General features: G+C 37.3%; 18 protein-coding genes and 1 pseudogene. 15 read left to right on the top strand and 4 right to left on the bottom strand.

The genetic code is table 11. The annotated features are described in order from the left end of the window. Positions 1 to 132: 132 nt before the first annotated feature. From CEF18_RS16325 to CEF18_RS16315, 3 genes are all read right to left on the bottom strand, one after another. Entirely contained in the window at positions 133 to 1503 is a 1371-nt protein-coding gene (locus CEF18_RS16325) for a sigma-54-dependent transcriptional regulator (RefSeq protein WP_317624108.1), read from the bottom strand. Positions 1504 to 1529: 26 nt separating this feature from the next. Next, positions 1530 to 3557: an ATP-binding protein gene (locus tag CEF18_RS16320; RefSeq protein ID WP_110937444.1), complete on the bottom strand. Its 2028-nt coding sequence runs from the start codon at positions 3555 to 3557 to the stop codon at positions 1530 to 1532. Between the two features lie 895 nt (positions 3558 to 4452). Further along, positions 4453 to 5631, bottom strand: a complete 1179-nt coding sequence (locus CEF18_RS16315) for an AbrB/MazE/SpoVT family DNA-binding domain-containing protein (protein WP_110937443.1) — start codon at positions 5629 to 5631, stop codon at positions 4453 to 4455. 521 nt (positions 5632 to 6152) lie between these two features. On the opposite strand from CEF18_RS16315, the gene CEF18_RS16310 reads away from it, so the two are divergent. The 7 genes from CEF18_RS16310 (at position 6153) to fdhA (ending at position 14596) form a co-directional block, all read left to right on the top strand. Continuing rightward, complete coding sequence (locus CEF18_RS16310; RefSeq protein WP_110937442.1) at positions 6153 to 7835, top strand: methyl-accepting chemotaxis protein; 1683 nt, start codon at positions 6153 to 6155, stop codon at positions 7833 to 7835. A 501-nt stretch (positions 7836 to 8336) separates the two neighbouring features. After that, a complete protein-coding gene (locus CEF18_RS16305) occupies positions 8337 to 9461 on the top strand; it encodes a TRAP transporter substrate-binding protein (protein ID WP_110937441.1) in 1125 nt (374 codons plus the stop codon). A 27-nt stretch (positions 9462 to 9488) separates the two neighbouring features. Beyond that, complete coding sequence (locus CEF18_RS16300; protein WP_110937440.1) at positions 9489 to 10067, top strand: TRAP transporter small permease; 579 nt, start codon at positions 9489 to 9491, stop codon at positions 10065 to 10067. Continuing rightward, complete coding sequence (locus CEF18_RS16295) at positions 10057 to 11361, top strand: TRAP transporter large permease (RefSeq protein WP_110937439.1); 1305 nt, start codon at positions 10057 to 10059, stop codon at positions 11359 to 11361. The genes CEF18_RS16300 and CEF18_RS16295 overlap by 11 nt, the downstream gene beginning before the upstream one ends. 68 nt (positions 11362 to 11429) lie before the next feature. Next, a complete protein-coding gene (locus CEF18_RS16290; RefSeq protein ID WP_110937438.1) occupies positions 11430 to 12779 on the top strand; it encodes an aromatic ring-hydroxylating oxygenase subunit alpha in 1350 nt (449 codons plus the stop codon). Beyond that, positions 12776 to 13300 carry a 3-phenylpropionate/cinnamic acid dioxygenase subunit beta gene (locus tag CEF18_RS16285; protein WP_110937437.1) on the top strand — a complete coding sequence of 175 codons (525 nt, stop codon included), beginning with the start codon at positions 12776 to 12778 and terminating at the stop codon, positions 13298 to 13300. Before CEF18_RS16290 ends, CEF18_RS16285 begins: the two co-directional genes overlap by 4 nt. A 75-nt stretch (positions 13301 to 13375) precedes the next feature. Further along, a complete protein-coding gene (fdhA, locus tag CEF18_RS16280) occupies positions 13376 to 14596 on the top strand; it encodes a formaldehyde dehydrogenase, glutathione-independent (protein WP_110937436.1) in 1221 nt (406 codons plus the stop codon). A gap of 249 nt (positions 14597 to 14845) precedes the next feature. On the opposite strand, the gene CEF18_RS16275 is transcribed toward fdhA, so the two are convergent. Next, positions 14846 to 15013, bottom strand: a complete 168-nt coding sequence (locus tag CEF18_RS16275; protein WP_223292333.1) for a helix-turn-helix domain-containing protein — start codon at positions 15011 to 15013, stop codon at positions 14846 to 14848. Positions 15014 to 15242: 229 nt separating this feature from the next. On the opposite strand from CEF18_RS16275, the gene CEF18_RS16270 reads away from it, so the two are divergent. The 8 genes and pseudogenes from CEF18_RS16270 to CEF18_RS16230 form a co-directional block, all read left to right on the top strand. Then, positions 15243 to 17000, top strand: a complete 1758-nt coding sequence (locus CEF18_RS16270) for a thiamine pyrophosphate-requiring protein (protein ID WP_110937435.1) — start codon at positions 15243 to 15245, stop codon at positions 16998 to 17000. A 153-nt stretch (positions 17001 to 17153) separates the two neighbouring features. Further along, a complete protein-coding gene (locus CEF18_RS16265; RefSeq protein ID WP_110937434.1) occupies positions 17154 to 18611 on the top strand; it encodes an aldehyde dehydrogenase family protein in 1458 nt (485 codons plus the stop codon). A gap of 104 nt (positions 18612 to 18715) precedes the next feature. After that, entirely contained in the window at positions 18716 to 19918 is a 1203-nt protein-coding gene (locus tag CEF18_RS16260) for a 4-hydroxybenzoate 3-monooxygenase (protein ID WP_110937433.1), read from the top strand. A gap of 876 nt (positions 19919 to 20794) precedes the next feature. Continuing rightward, complete coding sequence (locus CEF18_RS16250; RefSeq protein WP_110937431.1) at positions 20795 to 20956, top strand: thiamine pyrophosphate-dependent enzyme; 162 nt, start codon at positions 20795 to 20797, stop codon at positions 20954 to 20956. Between the two features lie 84 nt (positions 20957 to 21040). Further along, entirely contained in the window at positions 21041 to 22177 is a 1137-nt protein-coding gene (locus tag CEF18_RS16245) for a TRAP transporter substrate-binding protein (RefSeq protein WP_110937430.1), read from the top strand. Between the two features lie 5 nt (positions 22178 to 22182). Then, positions 22183 to 22686 (top strand): TRAP transporter small permease subunit, encoded by a 504-nt coding sequence (locus CEF18_RS16240; RefSeq protein ID WP_110937429.1) that lies wholly within the window; start codon positions 22183 to 22185, stop codon positions 22684 to 22686. Continuing rightward, positions 22676 to 22876 carry a hypothetical protein gene (locus tag CEF18_RS16235; protein ID WP_190238694.1) on the top strand — a complete coding sequence of 67 codons (201 nt, stop codon included), beginning with the start codon at positions 22676 to 22678 and terminating at the stop codon, positions 22874 to 22876. Before CEF18_RS16240 ends, CEF18_RS16235 begins: the two co-directional genes overlap by 11 nt. 86 nt (positions 22877 to 22962) lie before the next feature. After that, positions 22963 to 23123: pseudogene (locus CEF18_RS16230) on the top strand (IS110 family transposase); the annotation flags it as partial.

Below are 23123 nucleotides of genomic sequence, written 5' to 3'. Positions count from 1 at the left end.
ATAAATAGAATGCAAAAACCATGCCAACTTTTAAAAACATTGATGCAGGGCGATTAATTGTAAGCGTATACAAAATTATGTCTGAACAATTGCGGCATTATTTGCCGTTTGTGAAAAAAATGCCGGTAAATACTAAAGCGGATTTTCCTCTTTATATTGTTTTAGTTTATCTCGTAAACTTCTTTCACTAACTCCTAATGCAGTTGCTGTATTTTTCTTATGCCCATTCTGGTATTCTAAGTTTTCTAATATAAATCGTTTTTCTAATTCTTTGAGGGTAAGCCCAACAAATTGTTCTAGCGAGACAGAAGCTAAAGTCACTGGGCGTTTCCCAGATCGCTTCATTGAAGCAGGTAAGTCAGAGACACCTATTACGTTCTTCTCCGCAAAGACGATCGAGGATTCAATGATATTTGCTAGTTCGCGAATATTCCCAGGATAGTTGTAGGAAAGCATTCTCGCTTCAGCTTCTTTCGTAAACTTTGTTTTAGTTAGACCGTGGTCATCGTTATTTTTACCAATGAAGTATTCTATTAAAAAAGGTAAATCGCTTTTTCGTTCTCGTAAAGGAGGAGTACGAATTTCAATGACGTTCAGCCTAAAATAAAGATCCTCTCTGAAATTTCCTTTTTCCATTTCTTCTTCTAGATCTAAGTTTGTTGCAGCGATAATCCTCACATCTAAAACTTTCATTTCATTTGAACCTAAACGTGTCACTTCTTTTTTTTGTAAAATTCGAAGTAGTTTCGCTTGTAAAGAAGCTGGCATGTCTCCAATCTCATCAAGAAAAAGGGTTCCTCTATTGGCTTGTTCAAATTTTCCTGCTTTGGAACTGACTGCTCCAGTGAATGCACCTTTTTCATAACCGAACAATTCGCTCTCGAGAAGCTGTTCGGGAATCGCAGCACAATTAAGAATCTCTAAGGGACCCTTTTTTCGTTTACCTGAATAGTGAATAGCCCTCGCTACGAGTTCTTTGCCCGTCCCGCTTTCTCCTGTGATCAAAATATTTGTGTTGAATTCTTTCACTTTATCTATCAAAGTGAAGACTTTTTGCATTTCTTCACTTTGACCAATCATTTCTTCGTATCTGTATTTCTTTTCTAACTCTCTTGTTAAGTATTCCACTTGCTGATTTAATTCTTTATACTTCAAAGCTTTTTTTATGTTGGCATGAAGTTCATCCATGTTGATTGGTTTCGTTACATATGAAAAAGCATCATTTTGTAAAGCCGTTACGGAAGACTCAATTGTTCCATAGGCGGTAATCATAATTACTTCCATTGATGGTTGAAGTTGTTTCAATTGCTTTAAAATCGTGATCCCATCGACATTACCTATTTTTAAATCAAGCAAGCAAAGCTGGTATATTTCGTACTCCACTACATGTAAGGCCTGAATGGGGTCAGTTATTGCTGTTACTTGATAGGCATCTTCCAGTGCAAACGTTAACGAGGAACAGATAGATTCTTCATCATCAATAATTAAAATCTTAATCATCATGTATCATTCCTTTCTCTTTTCATTCATTACGAAGTAGCGGGAAAAATGACAGTCATTGTTGTTCCTATATTTTTTTGACTAGTTATTTGTAGTTCTCCTTCATTTTCACGAATCATCTGGTCAGCAATAGCAAGACCTAATCCATTTCCTTTTTTCTTTGTTGTATAAAAAGGTTCTAATATTTTCTTACGTTCATCAGATGTCATGCCGATACCTTCATCGGTCACATTTATGTATATGTCATCTTGTTTTTTACAAACTGAAATCTCTAGCTTAACGGCTTCTAGCGAAGAATCAGTAGCCTGTTTTTCTTCGAGTGCATCTAACGAGTTAATAATTAGATTAATAACAATTTGTTTTATTTGATGAGAGTCAGCAGAGATAAATAAATTGTGAGGAACATCAAAATTAAAGGTAAATCCCTTATTTTTCGCAGTTGGTTCAAAAAGAATGAAACACTCATGCAGAAGCTTTTTTACATCGAGAATCTCAAAGGTTAGATGGCGTGGTTTTGCATAGTTTATAAGACTTTCGATTAGTTCACTTACACGAACAATTTCTTTTGGAACATAAGTAGAGATTTCTTGTTGGAATTTCTGATTGTTAATTTTTGTTGGAATTAATTCCACAAATGTCTTTATTGAACTAAGCGGGTTTCTAATTTCATGAGCAATCCCGGCAACAACTCGGCTCAATGCTTGGTTTTTTTCTTGTTCAAACAGTTTTTTTCTTAATGAGAATTCTTCGGTAACATCTTCAAATGTAAGAATAAGGCCATTAATTTTCCGATCAAAGTCATACAGAGGATAGACAAAGTATCTAAATTGAAATGATTGGTCATCACTTCTTATCCAAGCCTTGTGTTGACCTAAAAACCTTTGTGTTTTGCCAGTTAGAACGGTTTCAGCTTTCCCTATCAATAATTCACGGACGAGCTCAATTTTCTGATAAGGTTTCTTAACAGGCGGTTCAGTAATTCCAACAATTTCAAGTGCCCGAGGGTTAAATTTTGTCACGTTACCTTGCTTATCAAGTGTGACGATTCCTCTCGGACTGCTATCTAATATTTGATTTAAAAACTCATTATTATTTCGTTTCAGTACTATTTGTAGCATAAGTGAATGATTTAATTGGTTTAAATCGGTTGTTTTTTTGTCCACTTTTCTTTGTAGTGCCCGGTTCCATCGGATCCCGATAAAAATTAAAAGGAGCATAATAATTAGAAGACCACCAGCTATTTGGACAGAAAGAAGAAGCCAACGGGCAAAAGAATCATTATCTTGCTGGAAATAATGATCGTAAAGTTCGCTGTATTCTCCCGAAGCTTTCATTTGCCGAATTTCCGAGTTTAATTGATTTAGCAACGAATAGTTTTCTTTTTGAATGGCTATTGAATAATCCACATGAAGCAGGAAAGTATCTGCAAAAGTATATTGATCTTCTATATCATATTGTCGCAAGAGTTCCTTGGTTGTTACAATATTTCCCACAAACGCATCGGCACGACCTGCTATAAAAATATCAAAAGCACGTTTTTGACTACTAGCTACCTGATATTGAATACCGCGAGTATTTTTTAAGAATTCGTATTCAATCGTTTCTGATTGCAAGGCGACTAACGACTCAGAGAGGTCAGTCATTGCGTCAATTTGATTGTCTTCTACACGAGTCAGAATCCCAATGGATGTGGAAAAAAATGAATCAGTAAATTCCATCATGGTCGAATGCTTTTCAGAGAAGGGGACACTTAGAATGATATCGATCTCGTTATTTTCGATTCGATCAACTGCCTCAGATTTTGTCATTGGCAGATAAGTCACATCGATGTCAGCAGATTCTGAGATTCGGTCCATTAATTCAATCGCAAAACCAGATTCACCACTACTTTCAAACCTATGAAACGGAATGAGATCGGGATCATAGGCCACGCGTAACGGGGGAGAGTTTCTATAATCAAAAGTTTGCTCGCTATGTTCATCTGCTATTACAATGAGAGAATACTGTTGAGTAGTCAGGAGGGTGGTCAATAAAGTGATAAAAAATAAAGGCTTCATATTTAGCGTCACCTCCAAGGAGTCATAATACTCCAAAAATTAATCTACATTTCATCACTAGTGTTGCAAAAGTAAGATCTGAAAGTTGAGATTGTTATTTTTTTCTCTTGTCAGAGTCAAAAAAGGAAACCTGAACAAAATGTGGCTCTATCCATTTGGTGATATTATACATTTAAACTCGATTGACAACGGCATTTTGTATTTTACGGTACTGTACGACTTTTAGTCGCCGAACCCATTTACCAAATGATAATAGTAGTGTATTTTTGTCCATATGGTTGGACAGGGAATCACCTGTCTATTCATTATAAAGGATTTTTTATGCCATGAACCACTTTTTTCAATACTATGATTAGGTAGAATCCTCAAATTTAATAATGCAATGCTAGTGACATTTTATATAACTTTTAAAAGGTATTGAAATTGATTACACAGATGTGATTAATCGACGAAAATACTATATTCATTATCATATCAGTAAAGAATTCTTGATTACACTTAAAAGAAATGATGATAGATCTTTCTGCTTATTAAGAAACGTTGGAAGGAACGCGATCTGAAGATACGCATTTTAAATGCAGGTATGATTCATCTAAGTGATTAATTAAAGTAACTTGTTGAAAATTGTTATTATGTACAAAAAGAAAGTGGGAAGTGTTATGTCAACGCGTGAGTTTTGGAAGAATTTATGATGACAAAATAGGTTTCCTTACAAAAAAATATATCTTTATTTTTCAGTTTTATTGAGAGAGGTTAATTTCATCGTTTTTCAACGCCTCTTTGTTCAGGATCCTTGATTTCAGTAGAATGAATAACATCCTGGTCGTATGCGTAAAGCTCATTCCTGAATTCAGGAATGAGCTTTATATTTCCTTTGGTTAGTGAGACACGACAATTACTTATGAAGTTCCTCCATCAGCTCTTGTTTTACAGCTTTGATATGTTTTTTCTTACCCTCTAAATTTTTGCGGGTCTTTTCGAATTCGGTTAGACGGTTGTTCACACTAGTTTGTTTCTGAAGTTGGTGTGCCTCTTTTTCATATTTCGCTGCTTTATTTTTAAAGCTAGTATTGCTTTGGATATCATCAAGATAATCATACATAACTGCGATTCGTCTTTCAGCAAACATAAGTTGTTTGTTGACTTCAACTACTGCCAGGGATTCCTCGCCTTGATCCTCCACAGCTGTTTTCTGAGCTTCTTTTGCTTCTTTAATAGAGCGTTCCTGTTCATCAAGATTATTGGAGAAGTTAAATGATGCGACATAACTAGGGAATTCACTATTTTTAAACTCTTCCCAGCTTTCGACAAAACCATTGTCGATGATCTGTGGAAGCTTGTTTTCAAGCTTTTTGTCTTGTTTCTTACGTTTTTTTTCAGCAAATTTCTTCATCTGTGCGTACACCTCGGCATGCTTTACATCTACGGCAACTTCATTACGTGACTCGAATTCTTTAGATAATGCGTCTGTCTCCATAATTTTTTCGAGAAGTTTATCAGCTTCTTTCATTTTGATAAGGAGAGTGTGTTCAGGTGAAATTTTCAATAACGCTAATAACGCTTCAATCTTTTCTCCTGTTTCTTTAGCTTGTTGGATATCACTTGTATGTTTACTATTAATGGTTCTTTCGCAGGCCGCAATGTAATCAGAAACAAGGGAATCTATCGGTGTTATCCATTTAATATTCTTTTGTTTATTACCTATGTCTAAGCATTTTTCACATAGGAAATTAGATTTAATATCTACAAGAGAATCATCATTTCCGCAAAACTCACAGACTTGTACACGATCATTTAACACGACAAAACTCTCCGCAAGTTTAAATTCAATCTCCATATTCTTATTCCAGGCCAAATTCTCTCTTATCTCAGATGGAATGATTAGACGACCGTATCGGTCTAATTTTTTGGAGACCTTCGTTGTGCTTTTTGCCTTGGACAATTTGATTCCTTTATTATCAGTTAAAATTTTCATTTCAAGTTCGCTCTGTGAAAAATCCAGTGCTTCTCGAATTTCTTTAGGAATAACGATACGGCCAACGGTGTCAACTTGCCTTTTAAACGTTTTAACCATATTTACCAACCACCTTTGGAAAAATTAGTATTTTTGTACTCTTCCCTAATATTGCAAGATTGGAACCTTCTTTTTAAATAATAAATTCTTCCATCTCTCACTCTATTTTTCTAAGCGTATAAAGTTATTTGAAATGAGTTAATAAATAATTTTACAACTGTCGAAAGAAGTCTATTTATGCACATATGTTGTAAATATAAAACAAATACCTAAGCATTTACCGGTCTTTAGTCCTTGTTTTGGTTAACTGCTCCAGTATAATGTTTTTAAAGTGGGTATTTGAGACTAATTATTGTAGATTTGAAACCTTTTTTACCTCTTTATATGATAATAAGAGAGTAAATATAATTAGGTAAAAGTGTTGATGTTTGTCTAAAATAGATGTAATATACAATAAGTACTACTATTAAAGTACTATTAAATCTACTTTATAGGATTAAATAACTATGCTTTATGAAGTGTGCTTTTAAAGTAAAAGATATTGTAAGAATGTACATAATAGAAAAAGGGGAATGTGTCTTATGAAAATTTGGAAAAGATTAAGTATTCGCTACAAGTTACTATCAACGTTTGGAATTGTTTTATTCCTTTTTACAGTAGGTTTTGTTATCAGTTTTCTACAATTAAACACGGTAGAAGATGAAATAAATATTTTGGAGGCACGTGCAGAAAGATCAGTTGCCGTTACGGATGTAGCAGCGTTGTTTCGAGGGAAATTCATCCCAATAAGTGAATATGCTAGAACAGGGGAATTTAATGCACAATTATTTGCGGAACTAGATGGAATAATGGTGAAAACGTTAGATGAAATAGAAGAGACGATGGACTCAGAGGAAGAATTACGATTGTATAATCTCATCGTTGAAAATAATAGTAGAGTAGATGAAATTAAAGATGAAGTATTACTTGGCAGTGATTCCGAAATTGATACACTCATGGTAGAATTAAACGAGGTCAGAGATGTTTCTGCGGAGGCTTCTCTTGAGTTAGCAGACTTAGTATTTGAGCAAATGCTGTCAGCGGGACTAGTAGCCGATGAAGCTGTTGAAAATACCAAAACTATTTTTGGGATATCTCTAGCTTTAGCGTTAATCATTGGTACGGCTTTATTTGTACTCTTTAGTAACAGCATCACTGGTACTTTAAAGAAGGTAATGATTATGGCTTCAAGCATTAGTAAAGGCGATTTACAAGTTGAAAAAATTAAAGTGAACTCTGGCGATGAAGTTGGAAAATTGAGCAATTATATGAATCAAATGCTTGATAGTTTACGGGAGTTGTTGCATAAAATATCAGACACATCAGAACAAGTTGCGGCATCTGCGGAAGAATTGACTGCTAGCGCAGAGGAAACGAGTAAAGCAACAGAAAGCATAGCATCATCTATTCAAGATGTTGCCGAGGGTTCAGAAAAACAAGTTGGCAGTGCTAACTTTGCTACGAACACGGTAAATGAAATTTCTTCAGGAATGAATCAAATTGCTAGAAGCATGGAACAAGTAAATGAATCGGCGATTACAACAAGCAATAAATCAGACGAAGGTTCGAATGTTATCAATCAACTTGTCGCGCAAATGAACCAGATTAATGAGAAGACCAGTTCGACCTCTAAAAGTATGGAGCAATTAGGGCTGAAGTCGAACGAGATTGGCAATATTATTTCTCTAATTACAGATGTTGCTGACCAAACAAATCTTCTAGCATTAAACGCAGCGATTGAAGCTGCCAGAGCTGGTGAACACGGGAAAGGTTTTGCGGTCGTTGCTGATGAAGTCCGGAAACTAGCAGAACAATCGAGCCAATCAGCCGGGAAAATAGGTACACTTGTTGAAGATATTCAAAATGGCGTTCGTCAGTCTGTAATATCCATGGATGAAGGACGAAAGTCTGTAGAAGAAGGTCTTGTATACGGAGATAATGCCGGAGTAACATTCAAGGAAATTTCCATAGCAGTAAACGGCGTAACTACGCAAGTACAAGAAGTATCAGCAGCTGTGCAGCAAATTACATCAAGCACGGAATCGATGTTACATTCTGTTGAAGAGTCTGGTAATATAGCGAAAACCTCAGCAACGAGTACGCAAACTGTTGCAGCATCAGCAGAAGAACAAAATGCTTCGATGGAGGAAATCTCTTCATCAGCTGAAACACTAAGTCAGATGGCAGAAGATTTACAAAAATCTGTTAGGAGTTTTAAGTTATAGGTGTAAAGTTAAAGAGGTCTTCCACGAGGTGTTAACTCGCGGAAGGCTTTTTTATTACTATTAAAGCTACTAAGCTCTGCCAAATCTTTTTTTCTAATTTTTTTAACTGGAACAAAGCAGATCTGATATAGCAGAGAGGAAACCTTTTAATGTCGAACATTAAATTCTACGGCGGAGTGAATTTAGATACTAGCTGAAGGTGTACTAGGTCAGCGAGGCCCGGTTCACCTAAATTATTTTTTTATCCACACTTTCTCTTTGTCAGACATCTGAGATCTGTAAACTAGAACATTTTCTTTATTTGATAAAGTTCCTTTATTTAAAATTTATTTACAGATGTTGTTTATAACAGAACGGTACTATTGTATAAGTGTTATTTAAATAATAATATAAAGACTATTAAGAAAAGAGCGAATATTCTTAAATGTAAGCGTTTAATTAATTGTGATGTTCGGTCCGCTTTTGTTCTTAATACCAAATAAATTAGGGGGTTAAAAAGAAATGAAAAAGCTTACTTTAAATTCAATGTTGATGGTAACGTTACTTTTTCTGGGTGCTTGTGGGGATACAAATGATTCGAGTGGAGTGGAAACCTCAAATAATACCGAAATAAATGAAGTGGACGATTCTGCTGAATCAAATGCAAATGAAGAAAATAATACTGCGGTTGAGGCATCAGTGGAGGGTTTAGAATTCAGCTTGGGGCATATGAATTCGACTGACCATGTACAGGATTCACTGGCCATGAGACCTTGGAGTGAACAAGTAGCTGAAGCCACAGAAGGTAGAGTTCAATTTCAAATTTATCCAGGAGGTGCTTTAGGTAGTCCTCCTGAAACGTACGATAATATTGTCACTGGAATTATGGATGCTGGCTGGGGACTTCAAGGCTATAATGCTGGTGTTTGGGAAATTCACTCAGCAATGCAATTACCTTTTTTGGCAGAAGGTACAGCAGCGGATTTAAGTGTAGTCACGCAAAAGCTTTATGATACATTTCCTGAAATTCAGGAAGAGTATGGTGACGTAAAAGTACTATGGACACACGCTGCTGATCCGTATGCCATTATTACTGCGGGCACTAAAGTGGAGACACTAGAAGACTTAGAAGGATTACGTTTAAGAACTCCTCACGTGGAGGGCGGCGAAATGATAGAGTCATGGGGTGGAACACCGGTTTCCATGCCTGCTCCGGAAATCTATGATGCGATGCAACGCGGTGTAATTGATGGAGGAGTACTTCCTGTAGCAGCAATTGCAGACTTTAATATTTATGACGTTGTTGACTACGTTACTATAGGTAATTTTAATACATCATTATTTTATGTATTCATGAATCAAAGTAGCTGGGATAGTATCTCTCCCGAAGACCAGAAAATTATTGAAGGGCTGAGTGGCGAACAAATGGCTCGGCAATCCGGTGAAGCATTCGATACTCAAAGAGAAGATGCCTACGATAAATCAATCGAAGAAGGTATTGAATTTTATGAATTAGAGGAAGCCGAGTTAGCTAGATTCAGAGAAGCTTCAGAAGTAGTGACAGAGAGATGGCTTGGAGACATGGAAGCTAAAGGTGTTGATGGTCAGGCTATTATTGATGAAGCACATAAATTAATGGAGGAATAAGAAATAACCCCATAGAGGTGATGTAGAATGAAGTCCAAAGATAAGGACATAAGTGTTAAGAAAGATTTGTTGGGTTCTGAGGAGCCCGACAAGTCTTCTCTTCCAGATAAGAGACAAAGCAGATTAGAAAAAGCTATTCATATGTTGAATAAAATTACACATAGAGTTTCCATGGTCATTTTGTTTTTTATGATGTCATTAACTGTAGTTGACGTTGTTGGAAGATACTTCTTTAATAATCCAATAACTGGCGCTGTAGAGTTAACGAGTCTCTCTATGGCGATCATCATTTTCTTTAGCTTAGGGATGACTCAGATAAAAGAGGATCATATCTCAATTAATTTTTTAACCGTTAAACTTCCAATGAAAGTTGAAGAATCACTGAATGTGGTGACCTCGTTTGTTATTATAATTTTATTGTCATTAACTTCATGGCAATTAATTGTTTATGCTCAAAGGTTCGGTAACCAGACAAGTGGAGATTTAGGAATCCCAATGAATTACTTTGCTTATTTAGCGGCAATAGGTATGTTTTTTTATACTTTGACGATTTTATTAAATATGATTAATTCATTCACTAAGGTGGTGCAAAAGAATGAGTCCTGAACTAATTGGAATGCTAGGAATTATTTTATTGCTCCTCTTAATTATGTTAAATGTATCTGTTGGTCTCTCCCTTTTCTTAGTCGGTTTCTTAGGCGTATCGCTCTTAACTGATTGGAATGTCGGTCTAGCACAGTTAGCAACAGCTTCTTTTGGTATGGCAAATAGTTATAGTTTAAGTGTCATTCCATTGTTTATATTAATGGGTATGTTTATGTCAAATACGGGTTTAGGTCAAGATATGTTTAAGGCAGTAGATAAATGGATTGGACATTTACGAGGAGGATTAGCAATCGCCACTATTGGTGCTAGTTCTATATTTGCAGCAATTTCGGGTTCAACCAATGCAACAACGGCAACAATGGCTCGAATCGCTATTCCTGAAATGGACAAATATAAATATCAGTCGTCTTTATCAACGGCATCGGTAGCTGCAGGTGGTACGCTAGGAATATTAATTCCGCCAAGTGTAATATTGATTTTATATGGGGCATTAACTTCAGAACCAATTGGTCCGCTTCTCATTGCCGGAATTGTGCCCGGACTTTTATTAGCGCTAGTGTTTATGGTAACGATAAATATACAAGTCAGATTAAAACCGGAACTTGCACCTCGGTCACAAGAGACATCGTCTTATAAAGAAAAGATACTTTCTCTTGGAACCATTTGGCCTTTTATATTGATTTTTATGGTCAGTATTGGCGGGATATACTTTGGAGTTTTTACTCCTACTGAGGCAGGTGGAATTGGTGCAATGGGAGCTTTCTTAGTTACCATAATCACGAGACGATTAACGTGGTCTAAATTCCTTTTATCATTAGATGATACTATACGCCTATCGGTTATGCTTTTCTTAATATTAATTGGAGCAACTATTTTTGGAAGGTTTTTAGCTTTAAGTCAAATTCCAATGGAATTAACTGCATACGTAGGATCCCTAGATATGTCACCATTTATTATTTTAGCAATGATATTACTCGTTTATCTTGTATTGGGAATGTTCATGGAAGGAATCGCGATCATGGTATTGACACTTCCGATCGTTTATCCAATTGTTACGCAACTCGGGTTTGATGGGATATGGTTTGGAATAATCATGGTAATGGTTTTAAATATTGGCGTTTTAACACCTCCATTAGGCTTGAGTATCTATATAATTAGTGGGGTGGTGAAAGATGTCCCGATAGACAAGATTTTTAGAGGGGTGACACCGATGGTAATAGTGATGGTGTTTTTTACAATACTTTTGGTTGTTTTTCCTGAGATCGTTCTCTATTTACCAAGTTTAACAGAGTAATAGATTTACTGATTTATGAATGTGCATAGAAATACTTTCATTTGAACACAAGGAGGAATAAATAATTCATGATTAATAGAACAATTGACGAAAAACTTGTTGAGCAATTGAAGGAAAAAATGGCAGAAGGGCTTTTACCTCAATGGGTCATAACCGACCCAGACATTTATGAGTTGGAACTGGAAAAAATATTTAGCAAAAAGTGGCAATTTCTTGGTCATGAAACTGAATTAAAAGAAAATGGAGATTTTGTCACTAGATGGATGGTGAACGATCCTGTCTTGATGGTGAAAAATAAAAAAGGCGAGATAAAAGCTTATCTAAATTCTTGTTCTCATCGTGGTACGCAATTATGCACCGCTGATCGAGGAAAAAAGAAAACGTTTACATGCCCGTACCATGGTTGGTCATATAATCTTGACGGGGATTTAGTCGGCATTGTAGCAGGAAATAAAATTTATGGAGAAGAAATGGTTAAAGATGATTGGGGCCTTCGTCCAATACCTAGAGTTGAAAGTTACCGAGGAATGATTTTTGGGTGTTTGGATTCAGAAGCAGAGACGTTAGAAGATTATTTAGGTGACATGAAATGGTATTTTGACATGATGCTCGGAAGAAGTGATAACGGCATGGAAGTTATTGGGCTGCCTCAGAGATGGGTAGCTAAAGCAAATTGGAAGTCGACACAAGAGAATTTTTCAGCAGATCCGTATCACGTCCAGACAACTCATCGGTCAACGGTGGAAATGGGAATAAGTCCCGAGGATCCGCTTTACGCTAGTTATGGGCATCAAATAGTAATGAATGATGGGCACGGATTAAATGTCATTACTTCTAAGACAGGTCGTTCTAAGTCTGCATTTCAAAGTATGCCTCAGTCGATGTGGCCAATGTTCCAACGAAACCTATCAGAGAAACAGGCGGATATTATGGAAAGAGTCACAGTTTTTGTTGGCGGGGTATATCCTAATCTGTCATTTGTGAGTCCAATTCATGGTACAGAGGGGGAAATGCATAACTACCTTAATTTTAGAGTTTGGCGACCACTGGGCCCTGATAAAGTAGAGGTTTGGTGTTGGTTTATGATTGATAAAGATGCCCCGGAGAGCTATAAGAAAGATGCATATCGAGGTTATTTGGGATCTTTTGGACCAACAGGGACGCTAGAACAGGATGACACAGAAACGTGGGCACGAATTGTGGAAGTTAGTAAAGCTTCCATGATGAAGAATAAAGAGCTTAATTATAATAATGTTAGTAACTATTTGATGGGATTTAGTCACGTGAAACCAGATAAAGATTTTCCGGGCCCAGGGATAGCATACCCAACAACATATGTGGATGCTTTATCGAGAAGAATGCACGAACACTGGCTAGACTTGATTACGAAAGATACTGTAAAGGAGGTAAATAAATGAGTTTCAGCGTAAGTTCTCAAGTTTCCCTTGAAATAAAGGATCAGATTACAAACTTCCTTTACCAAGAATCTTTTTTCCTAGATAACCGAAAATATAAAGAATGGCTAGAATTATTATCTGATGATTTAAATTATGTGATGCCTATGCGAGAAACGAAAGAAGGAGTAAATGTTGATAATATTTCAGAGGACTCCGCTTTTTTTGACGAAACGAAAGCCTCTCTTAGAACCAGAGTAAACCGTCTGTACACGAAATCTGCTTGGGTGGAAAACCCCTCAACTAGACAACGTCATTTTGTTTCAAATGTCTTCATTGAATTAGGAGACAAAACGGATGAATATAAGGTTCGGAGCTATTTCTTGTACAAAAGAAGTCGAGGTTCAATGGTAGAGACAGAAGAAATGTTTGGTCAACGTGATGATGTTGTTAGATTAATAGAGGGAGAATGGAAGTTGGTTTCTCGTCGGATTCTGCCTGATCAAACGGTGATGAGTACGATGAACATGAGTATGCTTTTATAATTTAAGAGAAAAGAGTTCATGTGTGAAGATGAGTAATTCTTGTATGAAAAAAATATCTGTAAGGGGGATTTTTTAATGGCTGGTAATAACGCAGTAGTGTTTACAAAACCTGGTGAAGTAGAAGTTCAAGACATAAGTTTTCCAGAATTGGTTTTACGCGATGGACCGGGAGTTAATCCACTAAATGTCGGAAGGAAATGTAACCATGGTGTTATTTTAAAGGTAATAACTACGAACATCTGTGGTAGTGACCAACATATGGTGAGAGGACGAACGACTGCACCGAGTGGATTGGTACTAGGTCATGAAATCACGGGTGAAGTTATTGAGGTGGGAAACGATGTTGAATTTATTAAAAAAGGTGACTTAGTATCTGTTCCATTCAACATTGCGTGTGGTCGTTGTACTAGCTGTAAACAGCAAAACACACATATTTGTGAAAATGTTAACCCAGAACGTCCTGGATCAGCTTATGGTTATGTAGATATGGGTGGCTGGGTTGGAGGCCAATCAGAATATGTCATGGTCCCATATGCAGATTTTCAGTTACTCAAATTTCCTGATAAAGATCAAGCTATGGAAAAAATTCTCGATTTAACGATGCTCTCTGATATATTCCCTACTGGATACCATGGTGCTGTTAGTGCAGGAGTCAGACTTGGAGCAACGGTTTATGTTGCAGGGGCAGGTCCTGTAGGTTTAGCTGCTGCTCATTCAGCACAACTTTTAGGTGCATCGGTTGTTATTGTCGGTGACTTAAATAATGATCGATTAGCCCAAGCTAGAAGTTTTGGATGTGAAACTGTTAACCTGCGAGAACACCCAAATTTAGCGGAACAAATAGAGCAAATATTAAAAGTCCCTGAAGTTGATTGTGCGATTGATTGCGTTGGATTTGAGGCACATGGACATGGTGACTCAAAAGAGGAAGCGCCAGCAATTGTACTTAATTCAATCATGGAAGTAACGAAAGCAGGTGGAAGATTAGGTATACCTGGATTATATGTGACGGGAGACCCTGGGGCTGCTGACAATGATGCCAAACATGGTACTTTAAAGGTCCGTCTCGGCTTAGGTTGGGCTAAGGCACACACATTTGTTACGGGACAAACACCAGTAATGAAGTACCATCGGGACCTAATGATGGCCATATTAAGTGGAAAAGCTCAAATAGCTAAAGCTGTTAATGCGACGATAATTTCTCTTGAGGAAGCGCCTAAAGGTTACCAGCAATTCGACAGCGGAGTTTCAAAAAAGTTTGTGATTGATCCGCATAACATGGTGAAAAATAGATGAAGATTATCTAGTGATTAGTGGGTAATTACTATATACCTAATGTATTGAAATATGTCTGCAAAACAAAATAGTACTCATCAATAAAAGCTAACAAAACTTTCCCAGAACTTGTACAGTAGGTGGATTCCTTCTACTGATAAGGGTAAAAGTACGAAAGTGATGACTACTTTCAAATTTGTGTAAATAATTTCAGGAACATCAAGAATTCGTTAATTGGTGTGAGACAGACATCGCTTGTGAATTTCAAAGTTAGAAGTATAGAAGGTGGTAAGTTATAAAATGGGCATATCTAACGGTAACGATTATTTCAGGTATTCTCACTACAAAACCTTCACTAGATAGAGTAGATATTAATCTGCTAACAGTACTTTTTCCTAAACCTAACGAATTAAAATTAATAATTTTTTTCGGAGTCATCCATTGAAAAACTGTTCAAAATGCGAAGAGCGTTTTGAACAGAAGACAATGTGTAAACTTTTTTATTAGTTTGTGGCATTGGGCCCTAAATTATAGTGTGTTCCGCATAGGAGAATAATAATGTTTTATAAAGGACCGATATGAGATATTCTGAACTCAAGTAAGTAAACATCAATTATTGAAAGCGTTATCATAATGTGGAATTTAATAAATTAGGAGGAAATCACTAATGAAATTACAAGATACTGAAAGTAATGTATCAGTTGAAAGAAAACTATATACGACAGCTGATCAAATGTTAGAATCATTCCAGGAATTAGGGGTTTCGTATATCTTTGCAAATTTAGGGAGTGATCACCCTGCTTTAATTGAGAGTTTTGCTAGGTTTCAAGCAGAAGGAAGAAAGATGCCAGAAGTCATTATTTGTCAACATGAGATGGTTGCATTAAGTGCTGCTCATGGATTTGCTCAGTTAACTGGAGAACCGCAAGTCGTCGTCATTCACGTTGACTGCGGGACACAAAATCTTGGCGGAGCTGTTCATAACGCAGCAAAAGGAAGAATACCAGTTTTGATTTTTGCTGGTACATCTCCTTCCACTCAAGAAGGGGAACTTACAGGCAGTCGAAATGAGTACATTCATTGGATTCAAGATGTATCTGATCAACGTGGTATTGTTAGGGAGTATGCTAAGTACACCAATGAAATTCGAACAGGGAGGAATGTCAAACAATTGCTCCATAGAGCGATGCAGCTTGCTCAAAGTGACCCTAAAGGTCCTGCATACTTAATCGCAGCACGTGAAGTACTAGAGGAAGAAGTAGAGAAAGTTTCTTTAGACACACAAAGATGGGGACCATTATCACCAGCTGCCATTCCGCCACAAAATGTGGAGGAGATTGCAGAAGAACTTATCAAAGCCGAAAATCCTTTGATTGTAACATCGTACGTTGGTCGAAAACAGGAAAGTGTCAGTGAACTTTTAAAACTGGTTGAACGTTTAGCAATTCCAGTTCTAGAATCAGCTCCAAGTTATTTGAATTTCCCTTCCAAACATCCATTACATGTTGGCTATGTATGGAATGAACCAGGGCAAGATGAGCAGTTAGCAAAAGCAGATTTGGTTTTGGTGTTAGATAGCGATGTTCCTTGGATTCCGTTAAACAATAAGCCAGCTGAGGAGTGTAAGGTTTATTATGTAGACGTTGATCCGTTAAAAGAGAAAACCCCGCTTTGGTATATACCTTCTCAGAGCTACTTTAAGGCGGACACTCTTATAGTTCTGCAACAGTTAAACGCTTATCTTGATAATAAACAACTGAACAAGGATATGATAAAGACACGTTATGAGAAAGTGACACAATATCATCAAACACAGCGGCTTGAATGGGCTAAACTTGAAGTACCTAGTGATGAGGGGCGAATTACTCCTGAGTTATTAACATCCTGTATTAAAGAAGTCATTGATGAAGATACCGTTGTCATGAGCGAAACGATTACGAATTTTTCAACGGTAAATAAACATTTGCCTAGAGTAAAGCCAGGGACATACTTCACGATGGGGGCAAGTTCTCTAGGCTGGAATGGGGGAGCTGCAATCGGTGCAAAATTAGCTTCACCGGATAAACTGATTGTTAGCTTATGCGGAGATGGATGCTTTATCTTTAGTAACCCAACCCCCGTCCACTGGATGTCTAGAAAGTATAGTATTCCGTTTTTAACGATTATTTATAACAATGAACAATGGAATGCACCGAAATTTTCAGCATTAGGAGTACATCCAGAAGGAATTGCCAAACAAACGGATCAGTTCTGGACAAAATTTGGACCTTCTTCCGATTTAGCAAAAGTTGCCGAGGCTGCTGGTGGAGCCTATGCACTTACTGTGGATAATCCAAATGATTTGAAAGAAGCTTTACAAAAAGCAGTTCAAGTCGTAAGAGATGGTAGATCAGCCGTGGTAGATGTTCGTATTACAGGGAAATAGTTCAAAAAGACATTTCATAGATTCAAACTCTTTGGATTTCTATTTATTTAAATGTATCTTTTTAATTACTATCTAATCAATCAATATCAATAAGCTACTAGTAGAGGAACATATTAAAAATAAGTTTATAAAAAAATAGGAGGAGTGGCTAACATGCAAAACTATGAAAACTATAACAAGAGCTTTATCAGTGGAGAGTGGACAAAGGGGTTTAGTGAACGTTCGTATGACATTACGAACCCATATGATCATTCAGTGATTGCTTCTGTACCTTTAGCAACAGCACGACAACTAGAAGAAACATTCGAGATTGCAAACAGGGCGCAAAAGGAATGGGCGAAGAGTACGGTTGATGAGCGAAAAGTGGTCCTTCAGCGCGCAGCGGACTATTTAAAAGAAAACCGTGATGAGATTGTAAGCGTGATTAGTCGTGAAACAGGTGGTAGTGTTTTAAAGGGAAATGTAGAGTTACATCTGACACTCGAATTTTTAGAAGAATCGATAAAATATACAGGAGAAGTGAATACGGTTCGGGAAGTACCGGAAGTAAATGGGAAACTAAACCATATTCATCGTTTGCCACTTGGTGTAATCGCTTCCATCTCACCATTTAACTTCCCGATGAATCTTTCTATGAGAACGATCGCTCCTGCTATCGCATTAGGAAATAGTGTCGTACACAAACCGGATATTCAAGTTGGTTTAAGTGGGGGTGTCATCATTGCCAAAGCATTTGAACATGCCGGATTGCCTAAAGGTGTATTAAACATGATGTTGACGGATATCGATGAAATAGGGGATGGCATGCTCGATAACCGCCATTCCAAGCTTATTAGCTTTACAGGTTCCACCGCAGTCGGCCGCCATATTGGGGGCATTGCCGGCAAAAATTTGAAACGAGTGGCACTTGAACTGGGAGGGAATAGCCCGTTTGTCGTTTTATCAGATGCGGATGTGGATCGTGCTGTGGATGCAGCGATCTTCGGGAAGTTTATCCACCAGGGGCAAATTTGTATGATTATCAACCGATTGATCGTTCATAAGGATAAGTATGAAGAGTTTGTACAAAAGTTTGTAGAAAAAGCAAGTGCACTTCCGTATGGTGATACGAGTGATCCGAAAACTGTGATTGGCCCCTTAGCGAATGAAAAACAAATGGAGAAAGCGTTGAAATTTGTGAAAGAAGCTAAGTTAGCGGGGGTGACAGTTGCCTTAGAAGGAAAACAAGTCGGGAATGTTCTTACCCCGTATGTGTTTATGAATGTCGATAATGCCAGCAGTTTAGCACAGAGTGAATTATTCGCTCCGATTGCACCAATCATTAAGGCGGAGTCAGATGAAGAAGCCATTAAATTAGCTAATGATACCGATCACGGGTTAAGTTCAGCGATATTTACAAGTGATTTGGAACGTGGAGAAGAACTTGCATTGCAGGTTGATGCAGGCATGACACATATTAATGACCAAACGGTCAATGATGCTCCTAATATTCCGTTCGGTGGAACGAAAGCTAGTGGATTAGGTCGTTTTGGTAACCCTTGGGTAGTGGATGAATTTACGGTGACAAAATGGGTCTCTGTTCAAACCAAATACCGAGAGTTTCCATTTTAAATAAGTGGTGTAATTCTCATGAGGGTGCTTCACTAAGAGAATTGTACCTATTTTTAACAATGAAATCATAAAAAGTGTTGGAGAGATAAGGGAGGTTATCAAAATTGAAAACAAAGGTAGGAATTATAGGTGCTGGTCCGGCTGGACTTATGCTCTCACATCTACTTCATTTAGAAGGGATTGATTCGATAGTTTTAGAATCTCGATCAAGAGAAGAAATCGAAGGAACTATTCGAGCTGGAGTTCTTGAACAAGGGACTGTGGACCTCATCAATGCAGCAGGACTTGGTGAGCGAATGATGAAGGAAGGAAAGATTCATCATGGAATTGAGCTTCAATACAATGGCCAAAGACACCGAGTGAATATGCATGAACTGACAGAGGGTAAAGAAATTATGGTTTACCCACAGCATGAGGTTATTAAAGATTTGGTTTCTGCACGTTTAGATGCAGGGGGAGAGATATTTTTTAATGTTGAAGGTGTATCTCTTCATGGCATTTCTACTGAATCGCCACAAATATTATTTAGTGACATCGATGGAGAAGCACACGAATTGCACTGTGACTTTATTGCTGGGTGTGATGGATTCCATGGACCGAGTCGTAAAATGATACCTGAACTGTTCCGTCAGGAAAAACAAAAAATTTATCCGTTCGGCTGGTTAGGGATTCTTGCAGAAACTCCGATTGCAAATCCAGAGCTTATATACGCCAATCATGATAGGGGATTTGCATTGTTAAGCACACGAACTCCAGAATTACAACGACATTATATTCAAGTTGATCCGAAAGATGATATTTCTAATTGGTCTGATGACCGAATATGGACAGAATTGAAAACACGTGTAGACACTAATGACGGTTGGAAGTTACCAGATGGTCCTATTGTTCAAAAAAATATCGTTTCTATGCGTAGTTTTGTTTGCGAACCGATGCAATATGGGCGACTATTTATTGCTGGCGATGCTGCACATATTGTTCCTCCAACTGGAGCTAAAGGTTTAAATCTAGCGATGACCGATATTCAAGTTTTGAAACAAGGTATTCTCAGATTTTATCAGTTTGGAGAAAAAGAACTGTTAAATAAATATTCGGAAATAGCTTTACGTCGTATTTGGAAAGCACAGCGGTTTTCATATTGGATGACGACAATGCTTCATACAGATCATAATAAAACATCATTTGAACGAAGTATTCAGCTAAGTGAATTGGATTATGTCACATCTTCTCGGACAGCTTTAAAGAGTCTTGCCGAAAATTATGTTGGTTTACCATTAGAGTGGGAAGGTTCCTCTCTCCTCGTATAGTTAAACGAGGAGGGATGGAAGGAGCGTTAGTAGAAACATTTATCAGTAAGTTGGCTTTATGATAGTTAATGAAAGTCAATAAGTACACATTGTTATATTGCAAAATAAAAAGGTAATTACTAAGATAAAAAAACATTTTTGCGGATCTGAATAAACTATAGTTTTTGTTACATGTTGAATATGTGTGGAATAAACCAGGGCAAGATGAGCAGTTAACAAAAGCAGATTTAGTGTTGGTTTGGTTTTAGATAGTGAAGTTCCCTAGATTTCTTTAACCAATAAGCCCGCGGAGGAGTGCAAGATATATTATGTAGATGGTTGATCCGTTGAAATAGAAAACCCCGCTTTGGTATATCCCATCGGAGAGCTATTTTAAGGCGGATACACTTATTGCTCTGCAACAGTTAAACGGTTATCTAGAAAATTTAAAACTAACAAGGATATGGTCAAGACCCGTTATAAGGAGGTGATGCAATATCATCAAGTGCAGTGAATTGTTGGACTAATCTTAAAGTAGCTAGTGATGAAGGGAGAATTACCCCTGAGTTGTTAGCATTAACATCTTGTATTAAAGAAATCATTGATGAAGAAACGATTATCATGAGTGGGACAATTACCAACTTTTCAATGGTAAATAAACATTTACCTAGAGTAAAGGCAGGTACTTACTTCACAAAGAGGGGCGAGTTCTTTAGGTTGGAATGGGAGGAGCGCAATTGGTGGTATGTGGTGATGGGTGCTTTATCTTTAATAATCCTACCCCCGTTCACTGGATGGCTAGGAGGTATAATACTCCTTTTTTGACTATTATATTTCAGCATTAGGAGTACATCCTAATGGGATTGCCAAACAACAGATCAATTCTGGACGAAATTTGTGCCCTCTTCTGATTTGGCGAAAGTTGCAGAGGCAGCTGGAGGAACCTTTGCTAGAACTATAGATGAGCCAAATGAATTAAAAGAAGTTTTACAAAAAGCCGTCCAAGTTGTAAGAGAAGGTCGATCAGCTGTGTTAGACGTTCGTATTACAGGAGAATAATTCATTTGATAGTTTGACCAAAGCAAGATTATGTGATCATTCGAAAATATAATAGTAGGTTTATTAACTAAAAAGGGGTGCAAAATGAAAAAACAAATATGGAATCGCTTACTTTGTCTTGGTATGATAGGTCTTTTAATTGTTGTTTTGGCAGCTTGTAGTGAAACAGATTCGGTTACAACCAATGAATCAAATAACTTAAATAATACTAATAACACAGAAAACACCGATAGTACAGATAACGACTCTAACAACACTACAACTCCATCAGGAGCGGTGGTCGATTTAACCATCTCTACTTTTATGCCAGGACCTCACCCACAACACACAGAAATTCTTGAACCATTTGTTCAGCAGATAGAAAAAGCAACAGATGGTCGTGTAACTGGCACATTATATACAGCCAATGCTCTAGGTGAAGCTAATGCTCAGTATGATTTAGTTGTTAATGGTGTAGCTGATATGTCAATGTCTTTACACGGTTATACTCCAGGGAAATTCCCTCTTACAGGGGTTACCGAACTACCTTTTATGGGTGAAAATGCAACAGATGCTACTAAAATCTTTTGGGGACTAAATGAGACGTTCCCCGAAATAGCAGAAGAGCACGAAGGTACAAAAATTGGCTGGTTATTTAAAAATGATCCTGCACAAATCTTAACAGTTGATAAGCCTATCCTTTCTCCTGAGGATCTAAAAGGTTTAAAAATAAGAACACCTTCTGCTTCAGCAAATGGAATATTAGAATCATACGGTGCGATCCCAGTTTCAATGCCTATGGGGGATGTATACGAGGGGATGCAAAAAGGTGTAGTTGATGGTGCATTAGCTCCGGCATCTGTTATTACAAACTTCCAACTGGGTGATGTAACAAATTATATTACAAAAGGTAATTTCTATACAAGTAGTATCTTTGTAGTCATCAATCCTAATACATGGTCAGAAATCTCACAAGAAGATCAAACCGCCATTGAAGAGATTATTGGTGAGGGCATGGCAACTAAAGCTGCAGAGCTATATAACGTCGATGCTGACGGTGGTTGGGATACTGCAACAGAAGCGGGGATTGATATTTACGAAATTCCTGAAGAAGATCTTGCTATATGGAAAAAACCATTAGAGCCACTTTACGAAAAATGGATTGAAGAGATGGAAGAAGAAGGATTACCAGGTAAAGAAGTTTATGATGAAGCTGTTCGACTTCGCGACCAAGGAGTGTAATTATTATGTTTATGAGTTTTTTGATTAATTTCGAGAAATTGGTAGGTTTCTTGAACAGTATTTCTTCGAAAGTCTCTGCGACATTATTATTTTTAATGATGATCTTAACGTTTAGTGATGTAACAGGGCGCTTTTTATGGCGACCTGTTACAGGCACTTATGAGTTAACGTATTTGTGGCTAGCGCTAATTGTTTTTTTAAGTCTAGGTTATACACAGCAGAAAAAGGGTCACATATCAGTTGGTGTTTTTATTGATAAACTGTCTGTAAGAGCACAAGCTGTTGTGGATGGTATCACATATATCATTATTCTGGTGCTGTTAGTATTGATGGCTTGGCAAACCTATTCTTACGCCAACCAAGTATCAAGTAGTGTAACTGGAGACCTTAAGCTTCCTGTTAGTATATTTGTACTAGTTTGCGCAGTAGGTATTTTGTTTTATGCTTTGACAGTAATCGTAGATTTTTTGAAAGCTGTACGGAAGGTGGTGCATCCAAATGAGTCCTGAAGTAGTTGGGATTATCGGGATCATTAGTTTATTTGTTCTTATCTTGCTTCGTGTCCAAGTTGGCATTGCCCTGCTTTTAGTTGGCTTTACAGGTTATTTGTATTTATCTGGGACTAATGTTGCTTTAGCACAGTTAGGTATGAGTGCCTTTGGAACAGCTAGTAAGTATAGCATTCCTGTAGTGCGTTAATTTCGACTTTGAAAAAAATAGAGCCCCTCAGTAAGATAAGAGTATAGATACCAAACTAAAACTCAAATCTAAGGAGGAGCTCTTATATGAAGTTTAAAATGCAAGACAAACAAAATCAACTAATTGAAAGAATTTCTGATAAACATCTTGTTGTTGGTGTGGATATAGCACAGCATGTTCATGTTGCACGAGCTGTAAATTTCCGTGGTATTGTCGTCGGTGATCCTCTCACTTTTGAAAATAACGA

Source organism: Salipaludibacillus neizhouensis (assembly GCF_002886185.1).
GTDB classification, from domain to species: Bacteria; Bacillota; Bacilli; order Bacillales; family Salisediminibacteriaceae; genus Salipaludibacillus; species Salipaludibacillus neizhouensis.
The sequence above is the reverse complement of the archived record's forward strand: the minus strand, read 5'-3'. Positions and strand labels throughout refer to the sequence as shown.

What these genes read in the sequence shown, in the direction of transcription:
- CEF18_RS16235 (WP_190238694.1), top strand. Translation starts at nt 22,676, where the DNA reads ATGAGTCCTGAAGTAGTTGGGATTATCGGGATCATTAGTTTATTTGTT.
- CEF18_RS16270 (WP_110937435.1), top strand. Translation starts at nt 15,243, where the DNA reads ATGAAATTACAAGATACTGAAAGTAATGTATCAGTTGAAAGAAAACTA.
- CEF18_RS16285 (WP_110937437.1), top strand. Translation starts at nt 12,776, where the DNA reads ATGAGTTTCAGCGTAAGTTCTCAAGTTTCCCTTGAAATAAAGGATCAG.
- CEF18_RS16295 (WP_110937439.1), top strand. Translation starts at nt 10,057, where the DNA reads ATGAGTCCTGAACTAATTGGAATGCTAGGAATTATTTTATTGCTCCTC.
- CEF18_RS16275 (WP_223292333.1), bottom strand. Translation starts at nt 15,013, where the DNA reads ATGACTCCGAAAAAAATTATTAATTTTAATTCGTTAGGTTTAGGAAAA.
- CEF18_RS16290 (WP_110937438.1), top strand. Translation starts at nt 11,430, where the DNA reads ATGATTAATAGAACAATTGACGAAAAACTTGTTGAGCAATTGAAGGAA.
- fdhA (WP_110937436.1), top strand. Translation starts at nt 13,376, where the DNA reads ATGGCTGGTAATAACGCAGTAGTGTTTACAAAACCTGGTGAAGTAGAA.
- CEF18_RS16310 (WP_110937442.1), top strand. Translation starts at nt 6,153, where the DNA reads ATGAAAATTTGGAAAAGATTAAGTATTCGCTACAAGTTACTATCAACG.
- CEF18_RS16305 (WP_110937441.1), top strand. Translation starts at nt 8,337, where the DNA reads ATGAAAAAGCTTACTTTAAATTCAATGTTGATGGTAACGTTACTTTTT.
- CEF18_RS16320 (WP_110937444.1), bottom strand. Translation starts at nt 3,557, where the DNA reads ATGAAGCCTTTATTTTTTATCACTTTATTGACCACCCTCCTGACTACT.
- CEF18_RS16315 (WP_110937443.1), bottom strand. Translation starts at nt 5,631, where the DNA reads ATGGTTAAAACGTTTAAAAGGCAAGTTGACACCGTTGGCCGTATCGTT.
- CEF18_RS16240 (WP_110937429.1), top strand. Translation starts at nt 22,183, where the DNA reads ATGTTTATGAGTTTTTTGATTAATTTCGAGAAATTGGTAGGTTTCTTG.
- CEF18_RS16300 (WP_110937440.1), top strand. Translation starts at nt 9,489, where the DNA reads ATGAAGTCCAAAGATAAGGACATAAGTGTTAAGAAAGATTTGTTGGGT.
- CEF18_RS16245 (WP_110937430.1), top strand. Translation starts at nt 21,041, where the DNA reads ATGAAAAAACAAATATGGAATCGCTTACTTTGTCTTGGTATGATAGGT.
- CEF18_RS16325 (WP_317624108.1), bottom strand. Translation starts at nt 1,503, where the DNA reads ATGATGATTAAGATTTTAATTATTGATGATGAAGAATCTATCTGTTCC.
- CEF18_RS16265 (WP_110937434.1), top strand. Translation starts at nt 17,154, where the DNA reads ATGCAAAACTATGAAAACTATAACAAGAGCTTTATCAGTGGAGAGTGG.